This is a genomic window from Vibrio sp. ECSMB14106 (assembly GCF_000972265.1).
In the GTDB taxonomy this organism is placed as follows: Bacteria; Pseudomonadota; Gammaproteobacteria; order Enterobacterales; family Vibrionaceae; genus Vibrio; species Vibrio kanaloae.
Genome location: NZ_LAUM01000021.1, coordinates 40,321 through 65,110, shown reverse-complemented (window position 1 = coordinate 65,110; position 24,790 = coordinate 40,321). Strand labels below are relative to the sequence as shown.

General features: G+C 44.9%; 18 protein-coding genes. 7 read left to right on the top strand and 11 right to left on the bottom strand.

All coding sequences use genetic code 11. From position 1 onward, the window contains the following. Nucleotides 1-72: 72 nt before the first annotated feature. From cgtA to rplU, 3 genes are all read right to left on the bottom strand, one after another. Complete coding sequence (gene cgtA / locus WR49_RS14690; RefSeq protein ID WP_017055967.1) at nucleotides 73-1,245, bottom strand: Obg family GTPase CgtA; 1,173 nt, start codon at nucleotides 1,243-1,245, stop codon at nucleotides 73-75. A 285-nt stretch (nucleotides 1,246-1,530) separates the two neighbouring features. Continuing rightward, entirely contained in the window at nucleotides 1,531-1,788 is a 258-nt protein-coding gene (gene rpmA, locus WR49_RS14685; protein ID WP_004735905.1) for a 50S ribosomal protein L27, read from the bottom strand. 19 nt (nucleotides 1,789-1,807) lie between these two features. Then, complete coding sequence (gene rplU / locus WR49_RS14680; RefSeq protein WP_004740823.1) at nucleotides 1,808-2,119, bottom strand: 50S ribosomal protein L21; 312 nt, start codon at nucleotides 2,117-2,119, stop codon at nucleotides 1,808-1,810. Between the two features lie 268 nt (nucleotides 2,120-2,387). Between rplU and ispB the strand changes: the two genes are divergently transcribed. Then, nucleotides 2,388-3,359, top strand: a complete 972-nt coding sequence (gene ispB, locus WR49_RS14675; protein WP_046224516.1) for an octaprenyl diphosphate synthase — start codon at nucleotides 2,388-2,390, stop codon at nucleotides 3,357-3,359. Nucleotides 3,360-3,467: 108 nt separating this feature from the next. Here ispB and WR49_RS14670 read toward each other — a convergent pair whose 3' ends face one another. Together WR49_RS14670 and mdh are read right to left on the bottom strand one after the other, a co-directional pair. Continuing rightward, the gene (locus WR49_RS14670; RefSeq protein WP_046224515.1) at nucleotides 3,468-3,662 is read right to left on the bottom strand and encodes a hypothetical protein; all 195 of its coding nucleotides are present in this window, start codon (nucleotides 3,660-3,662) and stop codon (nucleotides 3,468-3,470) included. 128 nt (nucleotides 3,663-3,790) lie between these two features. Further along, entirely contained in the window at nucleotides 3,791-4,726 is a 936-nt protein-coding gene (gene mdh / locus WR49_RS14665) for a malate dehydrogenase (protein ID WP_017055964.1), read from the bottom strand. Nucleotides 4,727-5,058: 332 nt separating this feature from the next. Between mdh and argR the strand changes: the two genes are divergently transcribed. The 4 genes from argR to WR49_RS14645 all read left to right on the top strand — a co-directional run bounded on the left by argR (nucleotide 5,059) and on the right by WR49_RS14645 (nucleotide 10,204). Beyond that, nucleotides 5,059-5,529: a transcriptional regulator ArgR gene (argR, locus tag WR49_RS14660; RefSeq protein ID WP_017055963.1), complete on the top strand. Its 471-nt coding sequence runs from the start codon at nucleotides 5,059-5,061 to the stop codon at nucleotides 5,527-5,529. 332 nt (nucleotides 5,530-5,861) lie between these two features. Next, nucleotides 5,862-6,830, top strand: coding sequence for a TAXI family TRAP transporter solute-binding subunit (locus WR49_RS14655; RefSeq protein ID WP_017055962.1), 969 nt, complete (start codon nucleotides 5,862-5,864; stop codon nucleotides 6,828-6,830). Between the two features lie 246 nt (nucleotides 6,831-7,076). Then, on the top strand, nucleotides 7,077-9,656 hold the full coding sequence (locus tag WR49_RS14650) for a TRAP transporter permease (protein WP_046224514.1): 2,580 nt from the start codon (nucleotides 7,077-7,079) through the stop codon (nucleotides 9,654-9,656). 110 nt (nucleotides 9,657-9,766) lie between these two features. Continuing rightward, on the top strand, nucleotides 9,767-10,204 hold the full coding sequence (locus tag WR49_RS14645) for a universal stress protein (RefSeq protein WP_017055960.1): 438 nt from the start codon (nucleotides 9,767-9,769) through the stop codon (nucleotides 10,202-10,204). A gap of 157 nt (nucleotides 10,205-10,361) precedes the next feature. Here the strand turns inward: WR49_RS14645 and WR49_RS14640 are convergent, their stop codons facing one another. Beyond that, complete coding sequence (locus WR49_RS14640) at nucleotides 10,362-11,324, bottom strand: D-2-hydroxyacid dehydrogenase (RefSeq protein ID WP_046224513.1); 963 nt, start codon at nucleotides 11,322-11,324, stop codon at nucleotides 10,362-10,364. 37 nt (nucleotides 11,325-11,361) lie between these two features. Beyond that, nucleotides 11,362-12,096 (bottom strand): pseudouridine synthase, encoded by a 735-nt coding sequence (locus tag WR49_RS14635; protein ID WP_046224512.1) that lies wholly within the window; start codon nucleotides 12,094-12,096, stop codon nucleotides 11,362-11,364. 159 nt (nucleotides 12,097-12,255) lie between these two features. Here WR49_RS14635 and WR49_RS14630 point away from each other — a divergent pair, with 159 nt between their 5' ends. After that, a complete protein-coding gene (locus WR49_RS14630) occupies nucleotides 12,256-13,533 on the top strand; it encodes an NRAMP family divalent metal transporter (RefSeq protein ID WP_046224511.1) in 1,278 nt (425 codons plus the stop codon). A gap of 92 nt (nucleotides 13,534-13,625) precedes the next feature. Here the strand turns inward: WR49_RS14630 and rapA are convergent, their stop codons facing one another. Then, nucleotides 13,626-16,535 (bottom strand): RNA polymerase-associated protein RapA, encoded by a 2,910-nt coding sequence (rapA, locus tag WR49_RS14625; RefSeq protein ID WP_046224510.1) that lies wholly within the window; start codon nucleotides 16,533-16,535, stop codon nucleotides 13,626-13,628. A 466-nt stretch (nucleotides 16,536-17,001) separates the two neighbouring features. Here rapA and WR49_RS14620 point away from each other — a divergent pair, with 466 nt between their 5' ends. Further along, a complete protein-coding gene (locus tag WR49_RS14620) occupies nucleotides 17,002-18,381 on the top strand; it encodes a PhoH family protein (RefSeq protein WP_046224509.1) in 1,380 nt (459 codons plus the stop codon). Nucleotides 18,382-18,489: 108 nt separating this feature from the next. Here WR49_RS14620 and tldD read toward each other — a convergent pair whose 3' ends face one another. The 3 genes from tldD to WR49_RS14605 form a co-directional block, all read right to left on the bottom strand. Next, nucleotides 18,490-19,935: a metalloprotease TldD gene (gene tldD / locus WR49_RS14615; RefSeq protein ID WP_046224508.1), complete on the bottom strand. Its 1,446-nt coding sequence runs from the start codon at nucleotides 19,933-19,935 to the stop codon at nucleotides 18,490-18,492. 19 nt (nucleotides 19,936-19,954) lie between these two features. Further along, the gene (locus WR49_RS14610; protein ID WP_046224507.1) at nucleotides 19,955-20,767 is read right to left on the bottom strand and encodes a carbon-nitrogen hydrolase family protein; all 813 of its coding nucleotides are present in this window, start codon (nucleotides 20,765-20,767) and stop codon (nucleotides 19,955-19,957) included. 134 nt (nucleotides 20,768-20,901) lie between these two features. Next, nucleotides 20,902-24,780, bottom strand: a complete 3,879-nt coding sequence (locus WR49_RS14605) for a YhdP family protein (RefSeq protein WP_046224506.1) — start codon at nucleotides 24,778-24,780, stop codon at nucleotides 20,902-20,904. Between the last annotated feature and the right edge of the window lie 10 nt (nucleotides 24,781-24,790).

Genomic DNA, 24,790 nt, shown 5'->3' with positions numbered 1-24,790 from the left:
CATTGCGGTTTAATAAAATTATCAGCCTATCTGAGAAAAAGCGCCCAAAGTGCTCATAAGAAACGGCGAGGATTAGTCACGAACATAGATAACATGGCCGTCATCTTCTTCGTCATCCCAATCATCCCAGTCATCACCATCTTCAGTAACGACATTCTTACCACTCATTGCATCTTTATGGTAGTCATCCCACATAAAGTCCACTTTTTCTTCTTCTTCCACTTCTACAGCTTCACGAGGTAGGTTTTCCATAAACTCACCGAGCTTGAAGCAAAGATCTTTGGTGCCGATTTTGTTCACAGCAGAGATCTTGAAGTACTCGTCTTCCCAACCCAAAGCATCGATGATTTCTTGAATCTTTTCGTCTGCTTCTTCTTCAGGCATTAGGTCAACTTTGTTGAACACTAACCAACGAGGCTTCTGTGCCACTTTCTCACTGTATTGTTCAAGCTCATCAATAATCGTCAGCGCATTCTGAATAGGGTCAGAACCATCGATAGGCATGATGTCGATCATGTGTAGTAGAACACGGCAACGCTCAAGGTGCTTCAAGAAGCGAATACCAAGACCAGCGCCATCGGCTGCACCTTCGATTAGACCTGGGATATCGGCAACGACAAAGCTCTTCTCAGGCACCACACTCACCACACCCAAGCTTGGGATCAAAGTGGTGAACGGGTAATCCGCTACTTTTGGTTTCGCTGCAGATACTGAACGAATAAAGGTAGATTTACCTGCGTTTGGTAGGCCAAGCATACCAACATCAGCGAGCAGAAGAAGCTCTAAACGTAGTTCGCGAACTTCGCCTTTAGTACCCATTGTCTTTTGACGAGGGGCGCGGTTAACAGACGACTTAAAACGCGTATTACCAAGACCGTGCCAACCACCTTTACCCACCATTACTTTTTTGCCGTGTTCAGCAACTTCAGCAACAATTTCATTAGTGTGGATATCAACGGCACGAGTACCTACAGGCACTTTCAGTGTCGTGTCTTTACCACGTTTACCCGTACAGTTACCACCACGACCGTTTTCACCACGTTCTGCGTTGTAGAAGCGTTGGAAACGATAATCAATCAGTGTGTTTAAGTTCTCATCTGCTTGGATGTAGACATCACCACCATCGCCACCGTCACCGCCATCTGGGCCACCTTTAGCGACGAACTTTTCGCGCCAAAAGCTTACTGTACCATTACCGCCATCACCGGCTTCTATTTTTACTACCGCTTCATCAACGAATTTCATTTTTCAACTCCGCACTTACGTTGCGTTACCACTCACCAAGGAGTGATATAAATTCTAGCAGATCCGAGTTTAGATCGATCACCTAAGATCTAGATCGATCTGCAATCAGGGAACAAATAAGGAGAGGTTCTTTGCTTTCTGTTTATAAAAAATCAAACGACTTCTCAAAACCAAAGCAAGAGCATCTACTTTTTTATTCTCGCTATAAATAAAAAACCCTGCCGAATCGGCAGGGCTTTTGAATTCAGCTTGAAAGCTAATAAAATAATCTAGTTAAAGATTAAATTACTCAGCTTCGATGCTTACAAACTTACGGTTTTTAGGACCTTTTACTGCAAATTTCACTTTACCTTCAGTAAGAGCGAAAAGAGTATGGTCTTTACCGATGCCAACGTTTGTGCCAGCGTGGAACTTAGTACCACGTTGACGAACGATGATGTTACCTGCAAGAACAGATTCACCACCAAAACGCTTAACACCAAGACGTTTGCTTTCTGAATCGCGGCCGTTATTAGTAGAACCGCCAGCTTTTTTATGTGCCATTGTTAAACTCTCCTAATACTTAAGCGTTAATGCCAGTGATTTTCACTTCAGTGAACCACTGACGGTGACCAGCTTGCTTACGCGAGTGCTTACGACGACGGAACTTAACGATTTTTACTTTATCGCCACGACCGTGTTGTACTACTTCTGCAGTAACCTTGCCACCTTCAACAAGAGGTGCACCAACAGCGATTTCTTCGCCGTTAGCAACAAGAAGAACTTTATCAAATTCAACAGTTGCACCAGTTTCAACGTCTAATTTCTCTAAACGAAGTGTTTGACCTTCGCTTACTCGGTGTTGTTTGCCACCAGATTGGAAAACAGCGTACATATTTTACTCCGCTTTTTCCGCACAGCCTATGGTTGTTATTTGTACAACTCGGGTGTGCGCTAAACTAATCAATAGGGCGCAGATTCTACGGGAATCATGCCGCTATGACAAGCCATATTTTTAAAAAATTGGCGAAAACCTGCTCGCCAAAGAAAAGTGCGGCAATCATGCCTTTAAGTGATGTATTAATCAACGTTTTTTAGTGTATTATTCAACAATTAAACACAACGTATAAGCCTTACAGGGTCTAACTTCAGCCGGATGAACAATGGATTTTAAAGCTATCCAAACGCTTACTGCCAATGATATGGCAAAAGTGAATGAAACAATTCAAGCCCAACTTAATTCTGACGTAAGTTTAATCAACCAGCTTGGTTTTTATATCGTTAGCGGTGGTGGCAAACGCCTACGCCCTTTGCTTGCTCTTTTATCTGCTCGCGCACTTGGTTATCAAGGTGAAGCTCATATTACTTCTGCAGCCTTTATTGAGTTTATTCACACCGCCACTCTGCTTCATGATGATGTCGTCGACGAATCGGATATGAGACGCGGTAAAGCCACAGCCAATGCCGCTTTTGGTAATGCCGCTAGTGTTTTGGTTGGTGACTTTATTTACACTCGTTCGTTCCAAATGATGACAACCTTAGGATCCTTAAAGATCCTTGAGCTAATGAGTGAAGCGGTAAACGTGATTGCCGAGGGTGAGGTTCAACAATTGATGAACTGCAACAATCCGGATACCACAGAAGAAAGCTACATGCAGGTGATCTACTCTAAGACCGCTCGCTTATTTGAGGCTGCGACACAAATCGGCGCAATTCTTTCAGAATCTTCACCTGGAGTCGAAACGGCAATGCAAAACTACGGTAAATACCTAGGCACTGCATTCCAACTGATTGATGATGTGATGGATTACACTGCTGATGGTAAAGAGATGGGTAAAAACGTTGGTGACGATCTTGCTGAAGGCAAACCAACACTGCCTCTATTGTACGCTATGCACAACGCTGCTCCAGTACAAGCGAGCATGATTCGTGAAGCGATTGAAAAAGCCAACGGGATGGAACGTCTCGACGACATTATGTCTGTAATGAAAGAGACAGGCTCTTTGGAATACACGACGAATAAGGCGTATGAAGAAGCAGATAAAGCGATTGCTGAACTATCCGTAGTTCCTGATTCCGAATATAAGCAAGCCCTAATAACCCTCGCACACTTGGCCGTTAAACGCAGTAAGTAACCGAGTTAAGATGAACACTCCATCTTAAAGCACTGTCTTATATAGATAGACAAAAAGAGCCTTAGGGCTCTTTTTTTTATCCTAACAAAATTGGTATCCGAACCAGTTTCAATAGCGACTCGATTCTAGCGACAATGGAAGCTGAGCTTCAACTTCTTCTATCTCTTCCAGCGGCACAGCATACTGCTCGTGGCTGTTATAAGACTCGATCAAGGCAAATTGTTCTTGTTCATCTATAACTAGGATCTTTCCTAAACGACCTAAATGAAAATGTACGTTCATTCCTTTTTGAATACGGCTCATCGCTGTTGCTCCACTCGTATCTTTAAAACACTATTTACGAATGGGACAAATGCTAAGATCAAAAAAGCCGACCATAATGATCGGCTCTATTAACTAACGATTTTAAACTGAATTAAATGCTGTATCGCTTACTTAGCGAATTCAACACCAATCTCAATATCGCCATTTAGCGTTTCTAGCATGCTATCTAATGCATTACGCTCGAAGTCGCTCAACTCACCGTAGCTAAGGATCGCTTCTGCGCCCTCTTTGCCTAGTTTCACTGGTTGTGCGAAGAACGGTGCGTGCTCGCCTTCACCTTCAACGTATGCACATTCAATTACGTTCTCTTCGCCTTGAAGCGCTTTCACTAAAGCAAGACCGAAGCGACAAGCTGCTTGACCCATCGATAGTGTTGCACTGCCGCCGCCAGCTTTAGCTTCAACTACTTCAGTACCCGCATTTTGGATACGAGTTGTTAGCGCTGCAATTTCTTCGTCTGTGAACTCTACACCTTCAACTTGAGATAGCAGAGGAAGGATCGTAACCCCAGAGTGACCGCCGATAACAGGAACACGGATGTCGCTTGGATCTTTACCTTTCAATTCAGCAACAAACGTTTCAGAGCGGATTACATCAAGAGTCGTAATACCAAATAAACGGCGCTTATCGTAAACGCCCGCTTTCTTAAGAACTTCAGCAGCAATTGGCACAGTAGTATTTACTGGGTTAGTGATGATACCAACACAAGCAGTAGGACAAGTAACTGCAATTTTCTCTGCAAGAGACTTAACAATACCAGCATTCACATTGAAAAGATCCGCACGATCCATACCCGGCTTACGAGCAACACCCGCAGAAATAAGCACAACATCCGCACCTTCTAGTGCTGGTGTTGGATCTTCACCCGCATAACCTTTGATCGAAACAGGCGTTGGGATATGGCTAAGATCAGCAGCGACACCCGGAGTAACCGGTGCAATGTCGTAAAGTGCAAGATCTGAACCAGCAGGTAAGCGGTTCTTAAGTAGTAGGGCTAGGGCTTGACCGATGCCACCAGCGGCACCAATAACAGCTACTTTCATTGTTATTCTCCTTGAGAGCTTTCTCTTATAAATTTTGGGTAGGGTAGTGCTTGAGCTAAATTATCGTTAAAAAACTATATTAATCACAAAGTGATTACAATCAATTAACGCCAGCTTTGCGACTTCGCGCAAGTCAATAAAACCGTGCTACACAGCGAATTCGCATTATGGCGATAATTGACTGAAATAACAAAATAAGCCGCCGTAAATAACACATTATTCTATTAAATATTTACAGTGATATGACTAACAAATCGTTGGGATATTTTGGCTAAATCTGAATATGTATGCGAGAATATGCAAATATATTTGTTAATGAATAAGAATGACATATGCGCAATACAGAAAAACAAGACAACTTAGTTCGCGCTTTTAAATCGTTATTAAAAGAAGAACGTTTTGGATCGCAGGGTGAAATTGTTGATGCCCTCAAACACGAAGGCTTTGAAAGCATCAATCAATCTAAAGTTTCGCGTATGTTAACCAAGTTTGGTGCAGTTCGAACTCGCAACGCAAAAATGGAAATGGTTTACTGCCTTCCTGCTGAGCTTGGGGTTCCAACCGTTTCTAGCTCTCTTAGAGAATTAGTACTGGATATTGATCACAACAATGCGTTAGTTGTGATACACACGGGTCCTGGTGCCGCACAACTTATTGCTCGCTTGCTAGACTCATTAGGTAAGTCAGAAGGCATACTGGGCGTAGTTGCGGGCGATGACACTATCTTTATTACTCCCACCTTAGCAGTGACGACTAAGCAACTGTTTGATTCCGTGTGCGAACTGTTTGAATACGCTGGGTAATTTCACAGCTATCAATTGCATTAATGGATCACGAATATCTATCTACTTCGTGATCCGAATCACATCCTAGAATATCTACCTTCCCCTAAGCCAATAACACTAAGCCATTGATTTTAAAAAGCTCAATAGCAAATTAAACATGAGATCTATGCATCATTTGTTAGATTTTTTAGCTATACCTTTTAACATTTGAGTAATTTTCTGCCAATTTTTGATATTATTCAGACACTTTTTCATCACATGGATTGAAAAAGATGCCGTTTCCAAATAGGAAACTCCAGAAACGACTACACTTGTTTCAGGGTTAATAATGAGTAAAGGAAGGGAAATTCATGGCATTTACCAAACTTGTTAAAGTTGGTGCTATTGCAGCAGCTGTAATGGGCGCTGGCGCAGTTAACGCTCAAGAGTTCATCACAATTGGTACTGGTTCAGTTACAGGTGTTTACTACCCTACTGGTGGTGCAATTTGTAAACTAGTGAACAAGGGCCGCAAAGACCACAACATTCGTTGTTCTGTAGAGTCTACTGGTGGTTCAATATACAACGTTAACACTATCCGTGCTGGTGAACTAGATTTCGGTGTTGTTCAATCGGACTGGCAATACCACGGCTACAACGGTACAAGTAAATTTAAAGATCAGGGCGAATACAAGAAACTTCGCGCTATGTTCTCTCTACATACAGAACCGTTCAACATCATCGCTCGTACCGATGCTGGTATCAACAATGTGTCTGACCTAGCTGGTAAGCGTGTAAACATTGGTAACCCAGGCTCTGGTGACCGTGCAACCATGGGTGTTGTAATGGACGCTATGGGTTGGACTAATGACAGCTTCAAACTTGCTTCTGAACTGAAAGGTTCTGAGCGTTCACAAGCACTTTGTGATAACAAGATTGATGCATTCATCTACATGGTTGGTCACCCGAACGGATCAATCAAAGAAGCAACAACGTCTTGTGATGCAAAACTGGTTTCAGCAACAGGTCCTCAGATCGACAAAATCGTCGCTGAAAACCCATATTACGCATACAGTACAGTTCCAGCAGGTATGTATCGTGGTACAGACGCTGACGTAAATAGCTTCGGTGTTGCTGCAACTATGGTAACAACTTCAGACGTTTCTGAAGAAGTGGCATACAACGTTGCTAAGGCTGTATTTGAAAACTTCAGCACTTTCAAGCGCCTACACCCTGCATTTGCAAACCTGAAGAAAGAAGACATGGTTAAAGCGGGTATCTCCATCCCACTTCATGCTGGTGCAGTAAAATACTACAAAGAAGTAGGTCTTCTTAAGTAACTCTACTTAAACCTACTCAACCAATAAGGAGGCACACCCTCCTTATTGGCTTTTCATGTTTATAAAAATAACCTAAGAGAAAAATGACAAGCCTTTAAGTTTCTCCAAATTGGAGGACTTACCTTCATATCAAGCCTAAGACAAACAAAGACGCATTTCCCTACCAGTTCACTACACTAGATAGGGAGTAAGTAACGTCTCATTGTTCTCAAGAAAGGCAGACCATCAATAATAAGGATAAAGTACATGACGCAGACAACATCACCGTCTCCAGATGTGCAAGAAATGGTGGCACAATCAGACACTGGTGCGCGTAGCCCTCGTGGTATCCAAGGCCGTATTTTATGGTTTGTGCCTCTATGTTGGTCACTGTTCCAACTTTGGTATGCATCTCCGCTGCCGTTCATTTTTAACTTCGCAATTTTAAACGACACTGAAGCTCGAGCAATTCATCTTACGTTTGCTATTTTCCTAGCCTTTACCGCTTATCCAGCCATGAAGAATTCGCCTAGGGATCGCATCCCCGCAGTCGATTGGATATTAGCGCTTGTAGGTAGCTTTTCAGCTTCTTATATCTATATTTTCTATACTCAGCTCGCTGAACGCTCAGGCGCACCAACAACATTCGATATTGTTGCGGCCGTATTCGGTATGGTTTTACTACTTGAAGCAACACGACGCGCTTTGGGTCCACCTCTTATGGTTGTGGCAGCAGTATTCCTACTTTACACCTTTGGCGGCCCTCACATGCCAGACGTTATTGCCCACAAAGGTGCGAGCCTGAACAAGGCAATGTCGCATCTGTGGCTGACAACTGAAGGTGTATTCGGTGTGGCACTTGGCGTATCAACGTCATTCGTATTCTTGTTTGTACTGTTTGGTGCAATGCTAGAACGTGCTGGCGCTGGTGCTTACTTCATCAAGGTCGCATTCTCACTACTTGGTCACATGAAAGGCGGTCCAGCAAAAGCAGCCGTTGTAGCATCAGGCCTGTCTGGTTTGGTATCAGGTTCATCTATTGCAAACGTGGTAACCACGGGTACCTTTACTATCCCGCTAATGAAGCGCGTTGGTTTCCCAGGCACTAAAGCAGGTGCGGTAGAAGTTGCGGCTTCAACCAATGGTCAATTAACACCACCTATTATGGGTGCTGCAGCCTTCTTGATGGTTGAGTATGTGGGCATTTCGTATGTAGAAGTTATCAAAGCCGCGCTACTGCCCGCTCTGATCTCTTACATCGCTCTGATTTACATTGTTCACCTAGAAGCATGTAAAGCAGGTATGACCGGTCTACCTCGTCGCCGCACGCCAACTATCGTACAGAGCCTACTGTCTTTCACGGGGACCATTTTAGGTCTGTGTGTTATCAGTGCCGCGGTTTACTACGGTGTCGGTTGGACGAAAGATGTCTTTGGTGATGCTGCAACACCAATAGTAACAGTGGCGCTATTGATCGCTTATGTTGCTCTGGTTCGCGTATCAGCAAAATACGCAGCTGAAGGCGGCATGGAAATCGATGCCGAACTAACCGAAGTACCAGATCCAGGCCCAACCATTAAATCTGGCCTGCACTTCTTACTGCCTATCGTGGTTCTTGTTTGGTGTCTGACTGTAGAGCGATTCTCTCCAGGTCTTTCTGCCTTCTGGGCAACGGTATTCATGATCTTTATTTTGCTCACTCAACGTCCTTTAATGACTCTGATGAACAAATCAAACGATCTTGCTGAACAAACTAAGGCGGGCTTCGTTGACTTAGCAGAGAGTTTGGTTTCAGGCGCACGTAACATGATAGGTATCGGTGTCGCAACAGCGGCTGCTGGTACGGTTGTCGGTGTGGTAACGCTGACCGGTATCGGCCTTGTGATGACCGACTTCGTTGAATTTATCTCAGGTGGTAGCATCATTCTTATGCTGCTATTTACTGCGGTAATCAGCTTAATCTTAGGTATGGGCTTACCAACCACAGCAAACTATATCGTCGTATCAACACTGATGGCCCCAGTAATTGTTACCCTAGGCGCAGCACACGGCCTAATCATTCCACTGATTGCCGTTCACTTGTTCGTGTTCTACTTCGGGATTCTTGCGGATGATACGCCTCCGGTTGGTCTCGCGGCTTTTGCAGCGGCAGCGATTGCGAAATCAGATCCAATTCGCACAGGTATTCAAGGTTTCACCTACGATATCCGTACTGCGATCTTACCATTCATGTTTATTTTCAACACTCAGCTACTATTGATGGGCATTGACTCATGGTGGCATTTAGCGCTAACCATCTTATCTTCTGTGACTGCGGTACTTATCTTTGCCGCAGCTACACAAGGTTGGTGGTTTACCAAAAACAAGTGGTGGGAAACAATACTATTGTTGGTTCTGACTTTCTCGTTCTTCCGCCCTGGTTTCTGGTGGGACATGATCTATCCAGCGAAAGTTCTTTCACCTGGAGTTGAGATAGCTCAAATCACAGAAAACCTATCTGTGGGACAATCTGTGGAGTTAAGAGTGGGTGGCGAGAACTTAGAAGGTGACTATTCTGAGAAAACAGTTCGTCTTCCATTTGAAGATTCTGCAACAACAAGTGAAGACCGCATCGCTTCAATGGGCTTAATGCTGACAGAAACTGAAGGCAAGATGATTGTCGATATGGTTGAATTTGGTAGCCCAGCTGAAGCCGCTGGCATTGACTTTGATTGGGAAATTAAATCTGTAATCCAAGATGCAGAACGACCAATGAAAGAGTGGGTATTCTTACCGGCCCTACTCATTTTAATTGGTTTAGCGATGAACCAAAGACGACGTGCTCGTAAGGATGAGATTAGCGCGTAATGGATAGAGCCAGGTAGCGCTCAACTCTATTTGGCTTTTTGATTACATGGAAAAGATAATGACAGCGCTTGGGGAATACGACTGGGCGCTGCTTAAAATGAGACGAAGACATGTATAAACAAATCCTTGTTCCTGTCGATCTTAACGACAAAGGCTTTTCTGATAAAGCAGTCGAGCTAGCGGTATGGCACGCAAAACACAGTAATGCTGAAATACATATTTTAAACGTACTACCGGGCATTCACATGTCAATGGTTGCATCTTACTTCCCGAAAGATGCGGCGAACCAAATGAAGATTGATGTTAAAAACCAGCTCAAAGAGTTTGCAAACAAACACATCGACGATAATGTGGTGTATAAGGTTCACGTTGCCGAAGGCAAGGCTTACACAACAATTCTAGATTACGCAGAAAAGCTTGGCGCCGACCTTATCGTGATGCCAAGTCATAAGCGTTCAAAAATTGACAAAGTTATGCTTGGTTCTGTTGCGAGCAAAGTGGTACAGAACTCGCCAATCAATGTATTGGTAGTTAAGCCTCAAGGCTAATGGCTCCTAGCTAATAAGCTAATAAGCTAATAAGCTAATAAGCTAGTAAGCTACTAAGCCCTGTCGAGCTGAAATAAAAGACTTAAAAAGGTTGGCCTAAAATCCAACCTTTTTTATTTCTACTTCATCAAGCACAGAGTGCTGAATACAACCTCAATTAACCAACGAGATTTTGTGGCTTACCCGCAACAAACCCATCTATGTTATCCATTAAGATATCAGACAGCTTTTGAATGGAGCTATCGCTCCCCCATGCCACGTGAGGTGTCAGCAGTAAATTAGGTAAGCGACTGTTAGCTAACAGTGGATTCGAGTTGTCTGCCGGTTCTTGTGTGAACACATCCATCCCCGCGCCGGCTATCTCATGATTTTTCAAAGCCTCAACTAAGGCTTGCTCATCCACTAACCCACCACGCCCAGCATTAATTAGTACCGCGCTTGGTTTCATCATTGCTAACTCTCGCTCTGAAATCAGGTTTCGAGTCGCTTCGGTCAACGGACAATGTAAGCTGATCGCATCCGCTTGCTGCAACACAGTCTCAAAAGGCAGGTACCCTTCTCGACAAGATTCAGCCCCTTTACGCTCAGCAAAGATGACGTTCATGCCAATGGCTTTCGCTAGTATAGCGGTTGCTTGCCCTAAGCTACCACTGCCCATTATGCCGAATGTGCTACCCGCCACATCTTGAATCGGATGAGTAAAAAAGCAGAACTGCTTGTCCTTTTGCCACTCTCCCGCTTCAATATCTTGATGATAACCAACGAGGTTACGCTTTAACGCAAATAGCATCGCGATAACATGTTCCGGTACCGATTGAGTCGCATAACCTTGGATATTAGCCACTGCTATGTTTTTCTCATTGCAGTAATCAACATCAACGTTATTCACACCCGTCGCTGAAACAGCAATGAGCTTGAGTTGTTGCGCTTGCTGCAGGTTACTCTCGTTGAGCACGACCTTATTAGTGATGACTACATCCGCTCCCTCAATTCGCTCAGACACTTGCTCTGGCGCGGTGAAATTATACTCAACCCACTGATTCTCAAAGCTAAGAGGTTTTAAAGTAATTTGAGATGGGATGGTGGCTCGGTCGAGAAAAACCACTTTCAACTTCGGCATTGTACTTCCTTGGTTCAGTCGATTGAATGGTCTTATTCTAAGCTTTTAGCTTACTGTAGTCTGGAAGCTCTGGCGCAATTTCAAAGTGCTGTTCAATTTGTGGTGAAGCTTGAGGATAAAACTCGCAAGGAACAAAGGCTTTGAACCGTTGATTATTCGCCGGATGATAGAAGCTCAGTTCACACGCATGCAAAGCCAGCCGATCGCTATACTCAAACGCTTCAGGCGTTGCATAAAACTCGTCGCCCACAATTGGATTCCCTATTTCCATACAATGCACACGCAACTGATGAGAACGACCGGTAATCGGTAGTAACTTCAACAAGGTGGTTTGAGCCTCTTCTTGCTCCACCACATACCGAGTCTGTGATGTCTTGCCCTCGTCAAAACACACTTTCTGCCTAGGGCGGTTTGGCCAATCACAAATAAGTGGAAGGTCGATCACGCCTTCCTTTCCTTCCACCTTTCCCCATACTCGCGCGTAATAGAGTTTGTGTGTCAGTCGATATTGAAACTGCTTCTTCAAATGACGCTCAGCTTGTTTGTGTTTAGCGAGCAGCATCAAGCCCGATGTCGACATGTCCAATCGATGCACGACTTGAATATCAGCAAACTCCTCAACCAACCGACTCCACATACTGTCGTAATGCTCTGGTAATCTCCCCGGCACAGAAAGCAGACCTGCTGGCTTGTTCACCACAAGAATATCGTCATCTTGATAAACAATATCAATCCACGGTTCACGTGGTGGTGTGTACTCTTCTAACGCCATTGGAGCCTCTTAATTGCTGGTGAATAAATAACTTATGGTTAACTCGTTTATTAATAAATACGATTTTCAACATTTTCGTACATAAAAGTTGACGACTTTACAAAACATGGTATTGATAGGGGGAATGGAAAATAAGAAGTCAGCATTAAAGGAAAAATAATGGAAAGTACGGTTAAAACAACCACAAAAAAAGCACAAACCTCTACTCCCCTATCAAGCTTAATTAAGTCTCTTGGCCCAGGTATCATGATGGCTGCGGCGGCGGTGGGAGGCTCTCATTTAGTAGCCTCAACCAAAGCTGGTGCCATTTATGGCTGGCAGCTCGCTGCTCTTATTATCCTAGTTAATATATTTAAGTACCCATTTTTTAGAGCTGGCATTCAATATACGCTAGGCACAGGTCAAAGTTTAGTTGAAGGTTACTCTAACCTAGGCCGCCCATATCTAGTGATCTTTTCGATACTGAGCGCCATTTCCGCCGTCGTGAACACGGCTGCTTTGTTACTATTCAGTGCGAGCCTACTTAGCTACTTTGTTCCTTTTGATCTAGCGACTAGCACGCTTTGCATGATCGTACTAGCAACCTGTTTGATCATTCTGTTTGCTGGCCATTATCGTGCGCTTGACACCCTATCTAAGGCCATCATGGCGATCCTGACCATCACAACCTTAGCCGCGGTTGCCATTGCTATCGGATCTCCAGTCGAGCCTGACGCGGCTTTTGTTCCACCGTCGCCTTGGTCATTGGCTGCTATCGGCTTTATCGTGGTAACCATGGGTTGGATGCCGGCGCCTATCGAGATCTCAAGCATCACTTCAATGTGGCTAAAGAGCCAAAAAGAGAAACAAGAAGTAACCGCTCAATCAGCGCTGTTCGATTTCAATGTCGGTTACATTGGTACAGCACTGCTTGCTTTAGTATTCGTTGCGTTAGGCGCGCTAGTGCTTCACGGTTCGGGAGTTGAACTGTCTCGCTCAGGTGTTGGCTTCACTCATCAATTGGTCGGCATCTACGCTTCGACAATTGGTGAATGGTCTCGCCCATTAATCGCTCTTATCGCTTTCTTCTGTATCTTTGGTAGTACGATTACCGTTATCGACGGCTACTCACGCGTGCTTGCTGAATCACAACGTCTATTGCTTAAAAAAGAAAGCAGCCCAAAAATGCTACAGGGTTGGATCGTTATCGTATCTATCACAGCACTCGCAATTGTGATGTTCTTCAGTGCCGCATTGATGACAATGCTTGATTTTGCGATGGTGCTTGCGTTTGCAACGACACCCTTCTTCGCTCTGCTTAACTTCATTTTGGTAAGCAAAGCCAAACTACCAGAAGCGCTGGCGATTGGTGCAAAACTGAAATGGTTGTCAGTTGCGGGTCTTGTTTACCTATTTGGCTTCCTAACGGTATTTGTTTGGTGGAAGTGGTTAATGTAATTCCTCGGCTCTTACACCTTTCAAACGCGAGATAAAAAGAAGGCCTTCATGATGAAGGCCTTCTTTTGTTAAAGCATTTCGCTGATTCAAAATTAGTTGTGAGAAACCACAATCAAGCGTAATGAATCTAGCTGAACTTGAGCTTTGCTGATGTAACCGGTCAGTTCATTGATTTGAGCTTCGATAACCTCTAGCTCTTCATCACGAATATTAGGGTTAACCGCTTTAAGCGCTTGTAAACGCTCTAATTCACCGTTTAGATTAGTCTGCATGTCTCGTTGAGCTTGTTCACGCACTTCTTCCACTTTCGGAAGTACATGCGTCTCACCCGCTTCGATAAGCTTGTGAATCTCACCTTGTACCGAATTTACTAGCTTACTTGCTAAGTGACGGTTTACCGGGCTTAACTGACGGTTAAAGCTATCGAATTCAACCTGAGCAGATAAATCGTTACCACGACCATCCATCATCAAGCGAATTGGCGTTTTAGGTAAAAACTGGCTGATACCGCTGCGTTTCGGTGCTTGCGCATCCACAAGGTAAACCAGTTCAAGCAGGATAGTACCTACAGGCAACGCTTTGTTTTTCAGCAGTGATACCGCTGACGCACCGACACCTTCACTCAGTAGCAGATCGATACCGCCTTGAATCATTGGGTGTTCCCAGCTGATGAAGTTCATGTCTTCACGAGAAAGGGCGGTATCACGGTCGAACGTGATGGTTGCGCCTTCATAAGGTAAACCTGGGTAGCTTGGTACCATCATGTGCTCAGATGGTGTCACAACTAGCGCATTTTCACCCTTGTCGTCTTGGTTCAAACCAATCGTGTCGAACAGGCTCAGTGCAAACGTTACTAAGTTAGTATCGCCATCAGTCGATGCAATCTTCTCTGCAATGTCGTGCGCTTTGTCGCCACCGTTTGAATGCATCTCTAGCAGGCGATCTCGGCCTTTCTCTAGATCCGCTTTTAGACTTTGGTTTAGCTTGGCAGACTCTTCAATCACTTCATCAAGCTGCTCTGTATTACCAGAAGCCAGCATTTCGATAAGTACATCAGAGTACTTGTCGTAAACCGTGCGCCCCGTTGGACAGGTCTCAGCGAACGCATTCAGACCTTCATCAAACCAACGCGCAAGGATCGCCTGTGATGTGCCTTTTAGGTAAGGGACATGAATGTCGATATCACGTAGCTGACCGATACGGTCCAAACGACCAATACGTTGCTCAAGCAAGTCAGGGTTGAACGGTAGATCGAACATCACTAGTTGATTTGAGAACTGAAAGTTACGACCTTCAGAACCGATCTCACTACAGATAAGAACCTGAGCGCCGCCTTCTTCTTGAGCAAAGTAAGCCGCCGCTTTATCACGCTCTAGAATCGACATGCCTTCATGGAATACGGTTGCACGTACACCTTCGCGCTCACGCAGTGCTTGCTCTAATTGCAAAGCAGTACTTGCACGTGATGCGATCACTAGGATCTTTTCGCTGCGCTTATCTTGGATCTTTTCAATCAACCAGTTAACACGTGAGTCGAACTGCCACCAGCTTGAATCTTCACCTTCAAACTCTTGGAAGATCTCTTCTGGATACAGCATCTTCATTGCACGAGCTTCTGGAGCCATCTTGCCACCGATCATGCCCGATACACGCATCGACGTTGTGTACTGCGTTGGAATGTCCATCGGCAGTAGGTTTACGTTACGCTTAGGGAAGCCTTTGATAGCCGCACGTGTGTTTCTAAATAGAACACGACCTGTGCCGTGGCGATCCATAAGGTTATCAATCAGTTCTTGGCGAGCTAGTGCTTGTTCTTCTTCGCTGCTATCACCTTCGATAATGCGGAATAGAGGCTCTACATCTTGCTCAGAAAGTAGCTCTGTTATCTGATTCTTTGCGCTGTTTTCCAGCTTCACACCAGAAAACAGTGCCGTTACTGCATCAGCAACAGGGGCGTATTGGTCTTCTTCTTCAACAAAGGCTTCGAAATCGTAGAAGCGATCAGGATCCAGCAGGCGCAGACGTGCAAAGTGACTCTCACGACCCAATTGCTCAGGGGTTGCTGTCAGTAGCAGTACGCCAGAAGTATTTTCAGCTAATCCTTCAACCACTTGGTATTCGCGGCTTGGTTTGTCTTGGCTCCACTCAAGGTGGTGCGCTTCATCGACAACCAAAAGATCCCACTCACCTTCAAGTGCTTGCTCGTAGCGCTTACGGCTCTTACGTAGGAAATCCAAAGAACACAGAACGTATTGCTGGGTATCGAATGGGTTGTCTGATTCAGCAAACGCTTCAATACAACGCTCTTCGTCAAAGATAGAGAAATGCAGATTAAAACGGCGCATCATCTCTACTAACCATTGGTGTTGTAGAGTTTCAGGAACCACAATCAGAATGCGTTCAGCACGGCCAGACAGCACCTGTTGGTGGATGATCATGCCCGCTTCGATGGTTTTACCTAGGCCCACTTCATCAGCCAGTAAAACGCGCGGAGCGTGACGACGACCCACTTCATGAGCGATGTATAGCTGATGAGGGATCAAGCCAGCACGCATACCACACAAGCCACGCATAGGGCTCTTGTGTTGTTGGTACTGGTTGCTCAGCGCGCGGTAACGCAACACAAAGTTATCCATACGGTCAATTTGACCTGCGTATAGCTTATCTTGTGGCTTGTTGAAGCGGATCTGGTTGCTTAAGAAGATTTCACGCAGAGTCACTTCTGTTTCTTGGGTATCTTCGCGAGTACCTAAGTAGGTTAACAGCCCTTTATCTTCGATAACTTCTTCGACAGACAGAGACCAACCTTCTTGGCATTCAATGACATCGCCTACATTAAACGTTACTCGGGTTACGGGAGCATCAGTACGTGCATAAACACGGTTTTCTTCTGATGCGGCAAACATTACTGTCACTGTTCGAGCATCCATTGCTACAACGGTACCTAAACCTAAATCGCTCTCCGTATCGCTTATCCAGCGTTGCCCCAAAGCAAATGTCATGAATCGACTACCTCAATCTTATAGTTGGAATTTGGTCTTCTTAACTGCAGTTTCAAACAAGAACGTTATCGCTCCTGAACTAAAAATATAGCCAAAAATGTCTAGTTTGCAGCCACTTTTTAAGTGCGCTCTCAATAATAAATATCTCGAGAAAATGGTGCAGAAAAAGGTCGCTAATCTTACTCGATACTGTGATTTAGGTCACGCCTAAAGGAGATGATTTCATGCTTTTTTTCTGTTTTCGCTAGTGCAATCAAACTGTAAAAAAATCATGGTTAATCTATAGGTAGCAGATTACTGCTCTCAGGCGAATACGTCATATCCATCGACAACGATATAGCGCTGTTCCTCAAGATGAAGTTTAGGTAAGTAGTTGACTATCTGCAGAATCAGATACTAATCTTTATATGAGCTTTATCTACGTTCAATGAATGCAAGGCAAGCCGCACGTCGGCAAGGAGATGCTATGGGCGAGACCAACCGGAAGCTATTTGTTTTAGACACCAATATCCTACTTCACGAACCCTTCGCTATATTTTCTTTCCAAGAGCACGATGTCGTTATCCCCATGACAGTGCTAGAAGAACTCGACAGAATCAAAGACAGTAAAAGAGACGTTGCTCGAGATGCGAGAATTGCGATTCGCACGCTCGAAGATCTGTTCAGGGAAACCACACCCGATCAAATCTCGGAAGGCATTCCTTTCTCTAAAGAAATAAACGCATCCGGCAGTATTTCCATACTCGCTGACTACGAACTTCAAGAAAGCATTAAGGCCTTCGCCGACGATAAGGCAGGTGATAACCGAATCCTCAACGCTGTCCTCTATCTTCAGAATAAACGCGCACCACGCGAAGTGGTTCTCATCACCAAAGACATCAACATGCGCTTACGAGCCAAAGGCGCCGGTGTTCGCTTTGTTGAAGATTATCAAACCGATCAGCTGATTGATGACATCCAATACCTCACCAAAGGCTTTCAACAACTCGAAGGGGCATTTTGGGATGGCATTGATAATGTCGAGAGTAAGGCTCTAGGGGGAAAGACGTTACACACTCTAGCAAGAGCCCCTTTCGAGCCCACCTTCCTCAATCAATATGTGATTGACGAAGAGAGTGACTTTGCCGCTCGAGTCGAAGAGATTGAGTCCGAAACGATCACGCTTCGCGATATAAGCCGAGAACGCTTAATGAATCGCAGAGCATGGGACATTACACCAAAGAACATCTATCAAGGTATGGCGATCGATGCCCTGCTCGACCCTGATATTGATCTGGTAATTCTCACTGGCGCCGCGGGTAGTGGTAAGACACTGTTAGCCATGGCTGCTGCGCTTGAACAAACCATCGAACGTAAACAGTTCGATAAGATCATCGTAACCCGAAATACACCGGATATCGGTGAGTCGATTGGTTTCCTTCCGGGTACCGAAGAAGAGAAGATGTTGCCTTGGTTGGCCGCGGTGACCGATACACTCGAAGCACTGCACAAAAATGACCACTGCACCGAAGGGTCAATGAAATACATCTGTGACAAAGCCAACATTCAGTTCAAATCGATTAACTTTATGCGTGGCCGTTCAATCCAGAATGCCTTTGTGCTTCTGGATGAGTGTCAGAACCTGACCGCATCACAAATCAAAACCATCATCACCCGTTGTGGTGAAGGCACTAAGATTGTCTGTTCTGGTAACCTGGCACAGATAGATTCTTCTTACTTAACCCCTGTGACTTCTGGCTTAACCTATATGGTCGAGCGTTTTAAAAACTTCGAAGGCAGCGCCAATATCCACCTCAACGGTGTAGTACGTAGCCGGCTGGCAGAGTTTGCTGAAGAGAACATGTAGTGACTCTATACGCTCACTGAATCAGTAATCTAAAAACAAAAAGCGCCTCACATTGGAGGCGCTTTTCAATTTAATATCTTAAAGTAAATTGGCAGAGATTAGCCTGAATTACTCAGTACCACCAACGGTTAGCGAGTCTAACTTTAAAGTTGGTTGACCAACACCGACGGGCACACTTTGACCTGCCTTACCACACACGCCAACCCCACGGTCGATGCTTAGGTCATTACCGACCATAGACACTTGCTGCATTGCTTCAATACCAGAACCGATCAGCGTTGCGCCCTTCACAGGGTGGGTGATCTTACCGTTTTCAATCATATACGCTTCAGAAGCAGAGAACACAAACTTACCAGAGGTGATATCAACCTGACCACCGCCGAAGTTCGGCGCGTAGATGCCTTTCTCAACCGTTGCGATGATCTCTTCCGGCGTGTGTTCGCCCGGTAGCATGTATGTATTGGTCATACGTGGCATTGGAAGATGCGCGTAAGACTCACGACGACCATTACCTGTCGGTGCCACACCCATTAGACGAGCGTTCAGCTTATCTTGCATGTAGCCTTTTAGGATACCGTTTTCGATTAGCGTGTTGTACTGACCATTAACACCTTCATCATCCACATTCAATGAACCACGAAGATCGGTCAATGTGCCGTCATCGACAATCGTACATAAGCTTGACGTTACTTGCTCGCCAACTTTACCAGAAAATACCGAAGAGTCTTTACGGTTGAAGTCACCTTCTAAACCGTGGCCTACAGCTTCGTGTAGAAGAACGCCCGGCCAACCAGAACCAAGGACAACAGGCATTGCACCTGCAGGCGCAGCCACCGCTTCAAGGTTAACGAGAGCTTGACGAATCGCTTCGTCAGCAAATTGGTAAGCAACTTGAGTACCGTTGTCATCACTTAGGAAGAAGTCGTAACCAAAGCGGCCACCACCACCCGCGCTACCGCGTTCACGGCGATCGCCTTTCTGAGCAAGCACGCTAATCGATAATCGAACCAACGGTCGAATATCACCGGCGTAAGTGCCGTCAGTCGCGGCAACCAGCATCTGCTCATGCACACCGCTTAGGCTTACCGATACTTCAGTCACCATCGGCTCTTTAGTACGAATGTAAGCATCAAGCGCTTTAAGCAGTTCTGTCTTTTGCTGTTTTTCCCAGCTTGCTAGTGGGTTTACCGCGTCATAGTAAGCTTGGTTAGAGTTACGTTTGAAAGCCTGTACCTTGCCGTTTTGGCCTTGCTTAGCGATACCACGAGCCGCAATCGCGCTCTGTTTAAGTCCATCCAATTGGATTTGGTCTGCGTAAGCAAAACCGGTTTTTTCACCCGATACTGCACGAACGCCAACACCGCAATCGATATTGAAAGAGCCGTCTTTAATAATGCTGTCTTCTAGCACTAAAGACTCGTGCCAGCTTGACTGAAAGTAGATATCAGCATAATCAATTTGGCGGGTAGCAATGCTCGCCAATGTATCTGCGATATTCTGCTCCGTAAGCCCTGTTGGGTTCAGTAGCGCTTCTTCAATTTGATTAATGCTCATAAATGGCTCTTGTTTGTAATTAAAATTGATTGGTAAATCGAGAGTGTTGCGCGATTGGCATATTTTGCCTAATAGATTCGCAACTGGATATATCTATCTCAACCACCATACTTTTAGGATCTTGGCCTAACTGTGAGACCACTCGTCCCCATGGATCAACCACCATTGAGTGTCCCCATGTTTCTCTTTGGCAAGGATGTTTCCCCCCTTGCCCCACCGCGACAACCCACGACTGTGTTTCGATCGCACGGCACCTCAATAATGCTTCCCAGTGCGCTTGACCTGTCACTGCGGTAAACGCAGCGGGTACAACTATAATTTGCGCACCTTGCTTACGTAACTCTGAATACAAGTGTGGAAAGCGCACATCATAACAAATACTCAAACCTAAGCGACCAAAAGGCGTTTCCGTTGTCACAACTCGGTCACCCGGCGTAAAAATATCGGACTCTCGATAACACTTGTGTGTATCAGCGACATCCACGTCGAACATGTGTAACTTGTCGTAGTGAGTCACTAAACTGCCAAAATCATCAATCACCAAGGTTGTGGTCGTCACACCTTCTGTCGTACTTATTGGCATACTGCCAACTACGATCCAAACTCGATGACGTTTTGCTAGCTCAGACAGTTTATTTTGCAATGGACCATTATTTAAAGGTTCCGCATATTTGTGATAATCAGCCTTGCTACCAAAAACTAACGCGTTTTCAGGGCAAACCACCCACTTAGCCCCTAAAGCTTTGCACTTTGCAACTTCTTGAACAAGGTAATCAAAGTTTAGCTCAGGGTTAGGGCCAGATGTCATTTGAATCAATCCAACACAATCCATGCGTATTACTCCTCCATTCATTTGATTCAGAAACCAGCATTGACCGTATTAACCACTTACCCTATTAAGCGACGGCCGTCTTCACTAGCTCGTCAATTAACTAACTCGCCAATAAACAACTCGTGTACTAACGTCTATTGCGCCAACTTTCTCAGCTTCTCTGGTAATTTGAACTCACCAGAACTACGGGAAAGCTCACTCACCGTTGGCGACTCCAAGGGCCCTTTAACCGAGTAGTTAACTTGAGTAAATACCTCAACCACAGGCGAAATAACCGTAGTCACCGCCAATACGTACAAAGCGGTTTGTGGGGTGACCGCAAAGGCTGTTAACACAGGAATACCCGAGGTAATATCGGGAGTAAAGTTCACCTCAGCATCAACCTGACGAGTATTGAGGTTAGCGATGCCTTTGATCTTCATCTCACCCGCGACCGCATCCATATTCAGATCATTAGTCAGGAAGATACCATTTTGGATCTCGCCAGTTCCTGTGATGCTATTGAATGCCATGCCTTTATCAAACACATCTGAGAAATCGAGTTGCATCTTACGAAGTATGGAATCTAAGCTAAACAAACCCAGTAAGCGGGCGGCACCACTTACATCAGAAATAATGCCTTTACCAAACTGAGTTTCAACATTACCACTAAGGGTATCTATTTTGATCCCCCAAGGTGAACCATCCCAGTCCAGCTTCCCCTCTAACGCAAAAGGTGCTTTTTGAATCCCGGAAGTGATTCCAAAACGCTCCATTAACTCACTATTGTTTTCACCTTCAAAATCAACGGTTAAGGATGAATGGCTTGTGTCGCCTTTCAGCTTCCACCAACCACTTACATCCGCTTTGTTGCCGCCACTTCGAACCTGAATCTTGTTCCACTCAATGCGATCCTCTTTTCTGGTCATTTCGACGTCCACCTTGCCGACCTTATAACCTTGCAACCAAAAGTCGTTAAGTGTCATCGTCAAGTTAGGCATCGAATCATGAATCTTTTTATCTAATTCAGAGACCAATGGAGCCTCTTTCTCTTTTCGTCGAAGCAGAGTCTCTTGGTTTGTTTTCTCGCTCCACTCAGGGAAGAATAAGTGCAGACGGTCAAGTGAAACCGTTAAATCATAAGGAGGGAGATAATTAATATCACCTTCTAACTCTTGGCTAGAAATTTCCATTTGCCACGCTTGCTTATTCTTTCGAGCGCTAAAGTCGACATCGTTCCAAGAAATACCACCTAAGATCAACTCTTTACTCTCGAAAGTCACACGGCTTGGTGCCGGAATGCTTGGTGTGTCCATCTGGCTAAGCACTGCACTTGAGGGTTGGCTACTGGAGTTCATCAAGACCGATAACCAATCATCGGCATTGAATTTGTCAGTACGAATTAACGCATGATGCCCTACAACAGGGCTAATTTTATAACCGCCACGACCAAGCACTAAACTGGTGGCTGTTAGCTCAGGAATATCACCTGTAATATCAATCTCAGCCTGATATTTGGTGCTAGGGAGCTGTAAACGTGCAGTAATAGCTTCTTGGTTACCCGACGCCTGCAACCGCGCAGAGCCACTTTCTAAAGATTTCTTCGCTAATGGATATGGGTAATCACTCGCCAGATACTTAAGGTCGGACTGCAAATCCAATTGATAACTAAAACCGATATCATTGAGCTGTATATCAATCTGACTTTGCCATAACGCATGACCGGATAGGCGACTTAACCACTTTTCTCCGATATAAGGTTCTAGAGGCTTAACGTCCCAATCCCCTAACACATCGATATCGACTGCATAGCCAGGGCCATCATTCAATCCTTTGAAGTCAATCGAAACCCCTTGCTCAAGTAGATCCGCCGCTAGGCCATGTGCCGTTACCACATCATTATCAAACTCAATGCGTCCAGTGGTATTTTCAAGCACTATCGGCGGCGCTTCAATTTCAACATGATTCCCATTCAGGTCGGCATAACCCCAAGCCCTTGGTTCTTTTTCAGAGTCAAACGGAATATTAAGCTGAAATTCAGAAGAAACATCACCACTGACCTGAAGTGCGGTTAATGCAGCTCCTACAGAGTCGACTAATGGCGAAGCCGTCATGTAATCACGTACGGCATTACCTGACGCTGTCGCCTTAGCTTCAATTTCGATATGGCCGCCTTCCCCTAAATAAGGAATACGCCCCGTAATACGATCTGCAGTGACATCCATCAATTGAGCTGAACGAGAATCCAGATGCATCGCAGCATTTTCAAACAGTAGATCAAGCTGAAGGTCAGTGATCAATGGCCAGCTTGTGTCAAAGCTAAATTTAGCGTCCTCTAAACCAACCCAAACTTGGAAAACTCCATCATGATTGGTATACGGATATTGAGCTAATTCACCATGCCAAAGTAATTTAACGGTGTCGGCTTTACCTGCTTGGATAGCAGTGGAAAGGTAGTCGGTTAAGTCTTGGCCAAGTGCCAACGTTGGTAAGTAACGCCAGGTTTCACCGACGTTGTAAGCGTCCGCTTCACCGTAGAATGAAAGGTATGGACTAGCATCTTTTGGAAAGTCTAAGCGAAATGCGCCTAGTACTTGTAGATCTGGCGTGGCTGCGGTGACTTTGTCAGACCAAAGCTTCCAGCCGTTTTCATCTTGTTGCCAAACAATATCAACCTGACCTTGTTTAATATTCAGCGGCGCTTGGAAGACATCACCATAAGGGAATACATCGTCGATAACGTGTAGGCTAGCTTTCGCTTCTGTTGCAGAGCCAAACACGCTACCGGAAACTTGGCTAAAACCTGGTACTAATTCCCATTGCTCGATAGCAAGGTCAGAAAAGCGAGCTGAATAACGTAAGCTTTCCATTTCTGAGCCCATCGAGACACGAATATCTGAAACAGAGCCTCCTGGAGCCAACGAATGAATCATTTGAGTAGATTGCTCGGAATCTGGCAACAACTTAATCAGCGGAGTAATGGTTGCAATATCAAGTTCAGACACGTTGAGTTGCCATGAACCTTTAATCCACTTAAACGCAACGTCAAACTCAGGCCAAGGTCTGAAATCCGTTCTTAAATTGAGTGAGTGACCATTCACTTGCCATCCATCATCGACTGGAGCCAACTTAAAGATGCCCGACTCAACCATCAAGTCATGCTGACCATCTTCGTTCCACGTCAGCTCAGAAGGCAATATCTCAACATAAGCGCTCACAGGCTGACTGTTTCGCAGAGTTAACCAACTATTGAGGCTCACAGTTCCGCTTTCAATGCCGGATTCTGCTTGCATATAATGCGTTAACCACGGATTCACCGAGATGCTATCAGCGCTGACATAGAACTCACCCGTAACATCGGCTAACGATCCACCATCGACAAAGTTAGCACTCACTGACAAAGAATTTAGATTGGCATCTTTAATACTCACCACGCCCTCTGCCAGGTGATGTTTACCGGAGTTTTGCCACTTTAATGTTTCGATATCGAGCTGACGCTCTTCATCAGAAATCGTGCGGTATACGAGAGTTGAATTTTTAGCGGTCACGTCCACCAGCGTTTTCAACAGTAAATTATCTAGCTCTTGTATAACCCGTTTTGAATTGCTTGATTTCGTTGGATTCTTATCATCTTCATTCCGGTCAGAAAATAGCTCAACTGAACGTATATCAAGATACATTTGATTCATCACAAGATCGGCAACCACAGGACGCATTTGAACAAGTGATTGAATCAAGTCGAACTCAACTTCAACACGCTCTACAGAAAAAGTCGTATCTTCTACGTTAGGAAGGCTGGCTTTAACACCTTGTAGTGCAATGGAAGGGTGAGTGTTACGCCAAAAACCACTCACATCTTGAATAGAAAACTCAAAGCCGGAATGTTGGTTTACCCAAAGCTCAATCTCAGATTGATACTTATTTAAATTGGGTAAAGCTACACGTAGTGTAGTAACGGCAATGGCTAGCGTTACTATGATAGTAACCACTAACCACAAACATGCACGTAGAATCAGAGTAACGCTTGAGCTCACAAAATTTCCA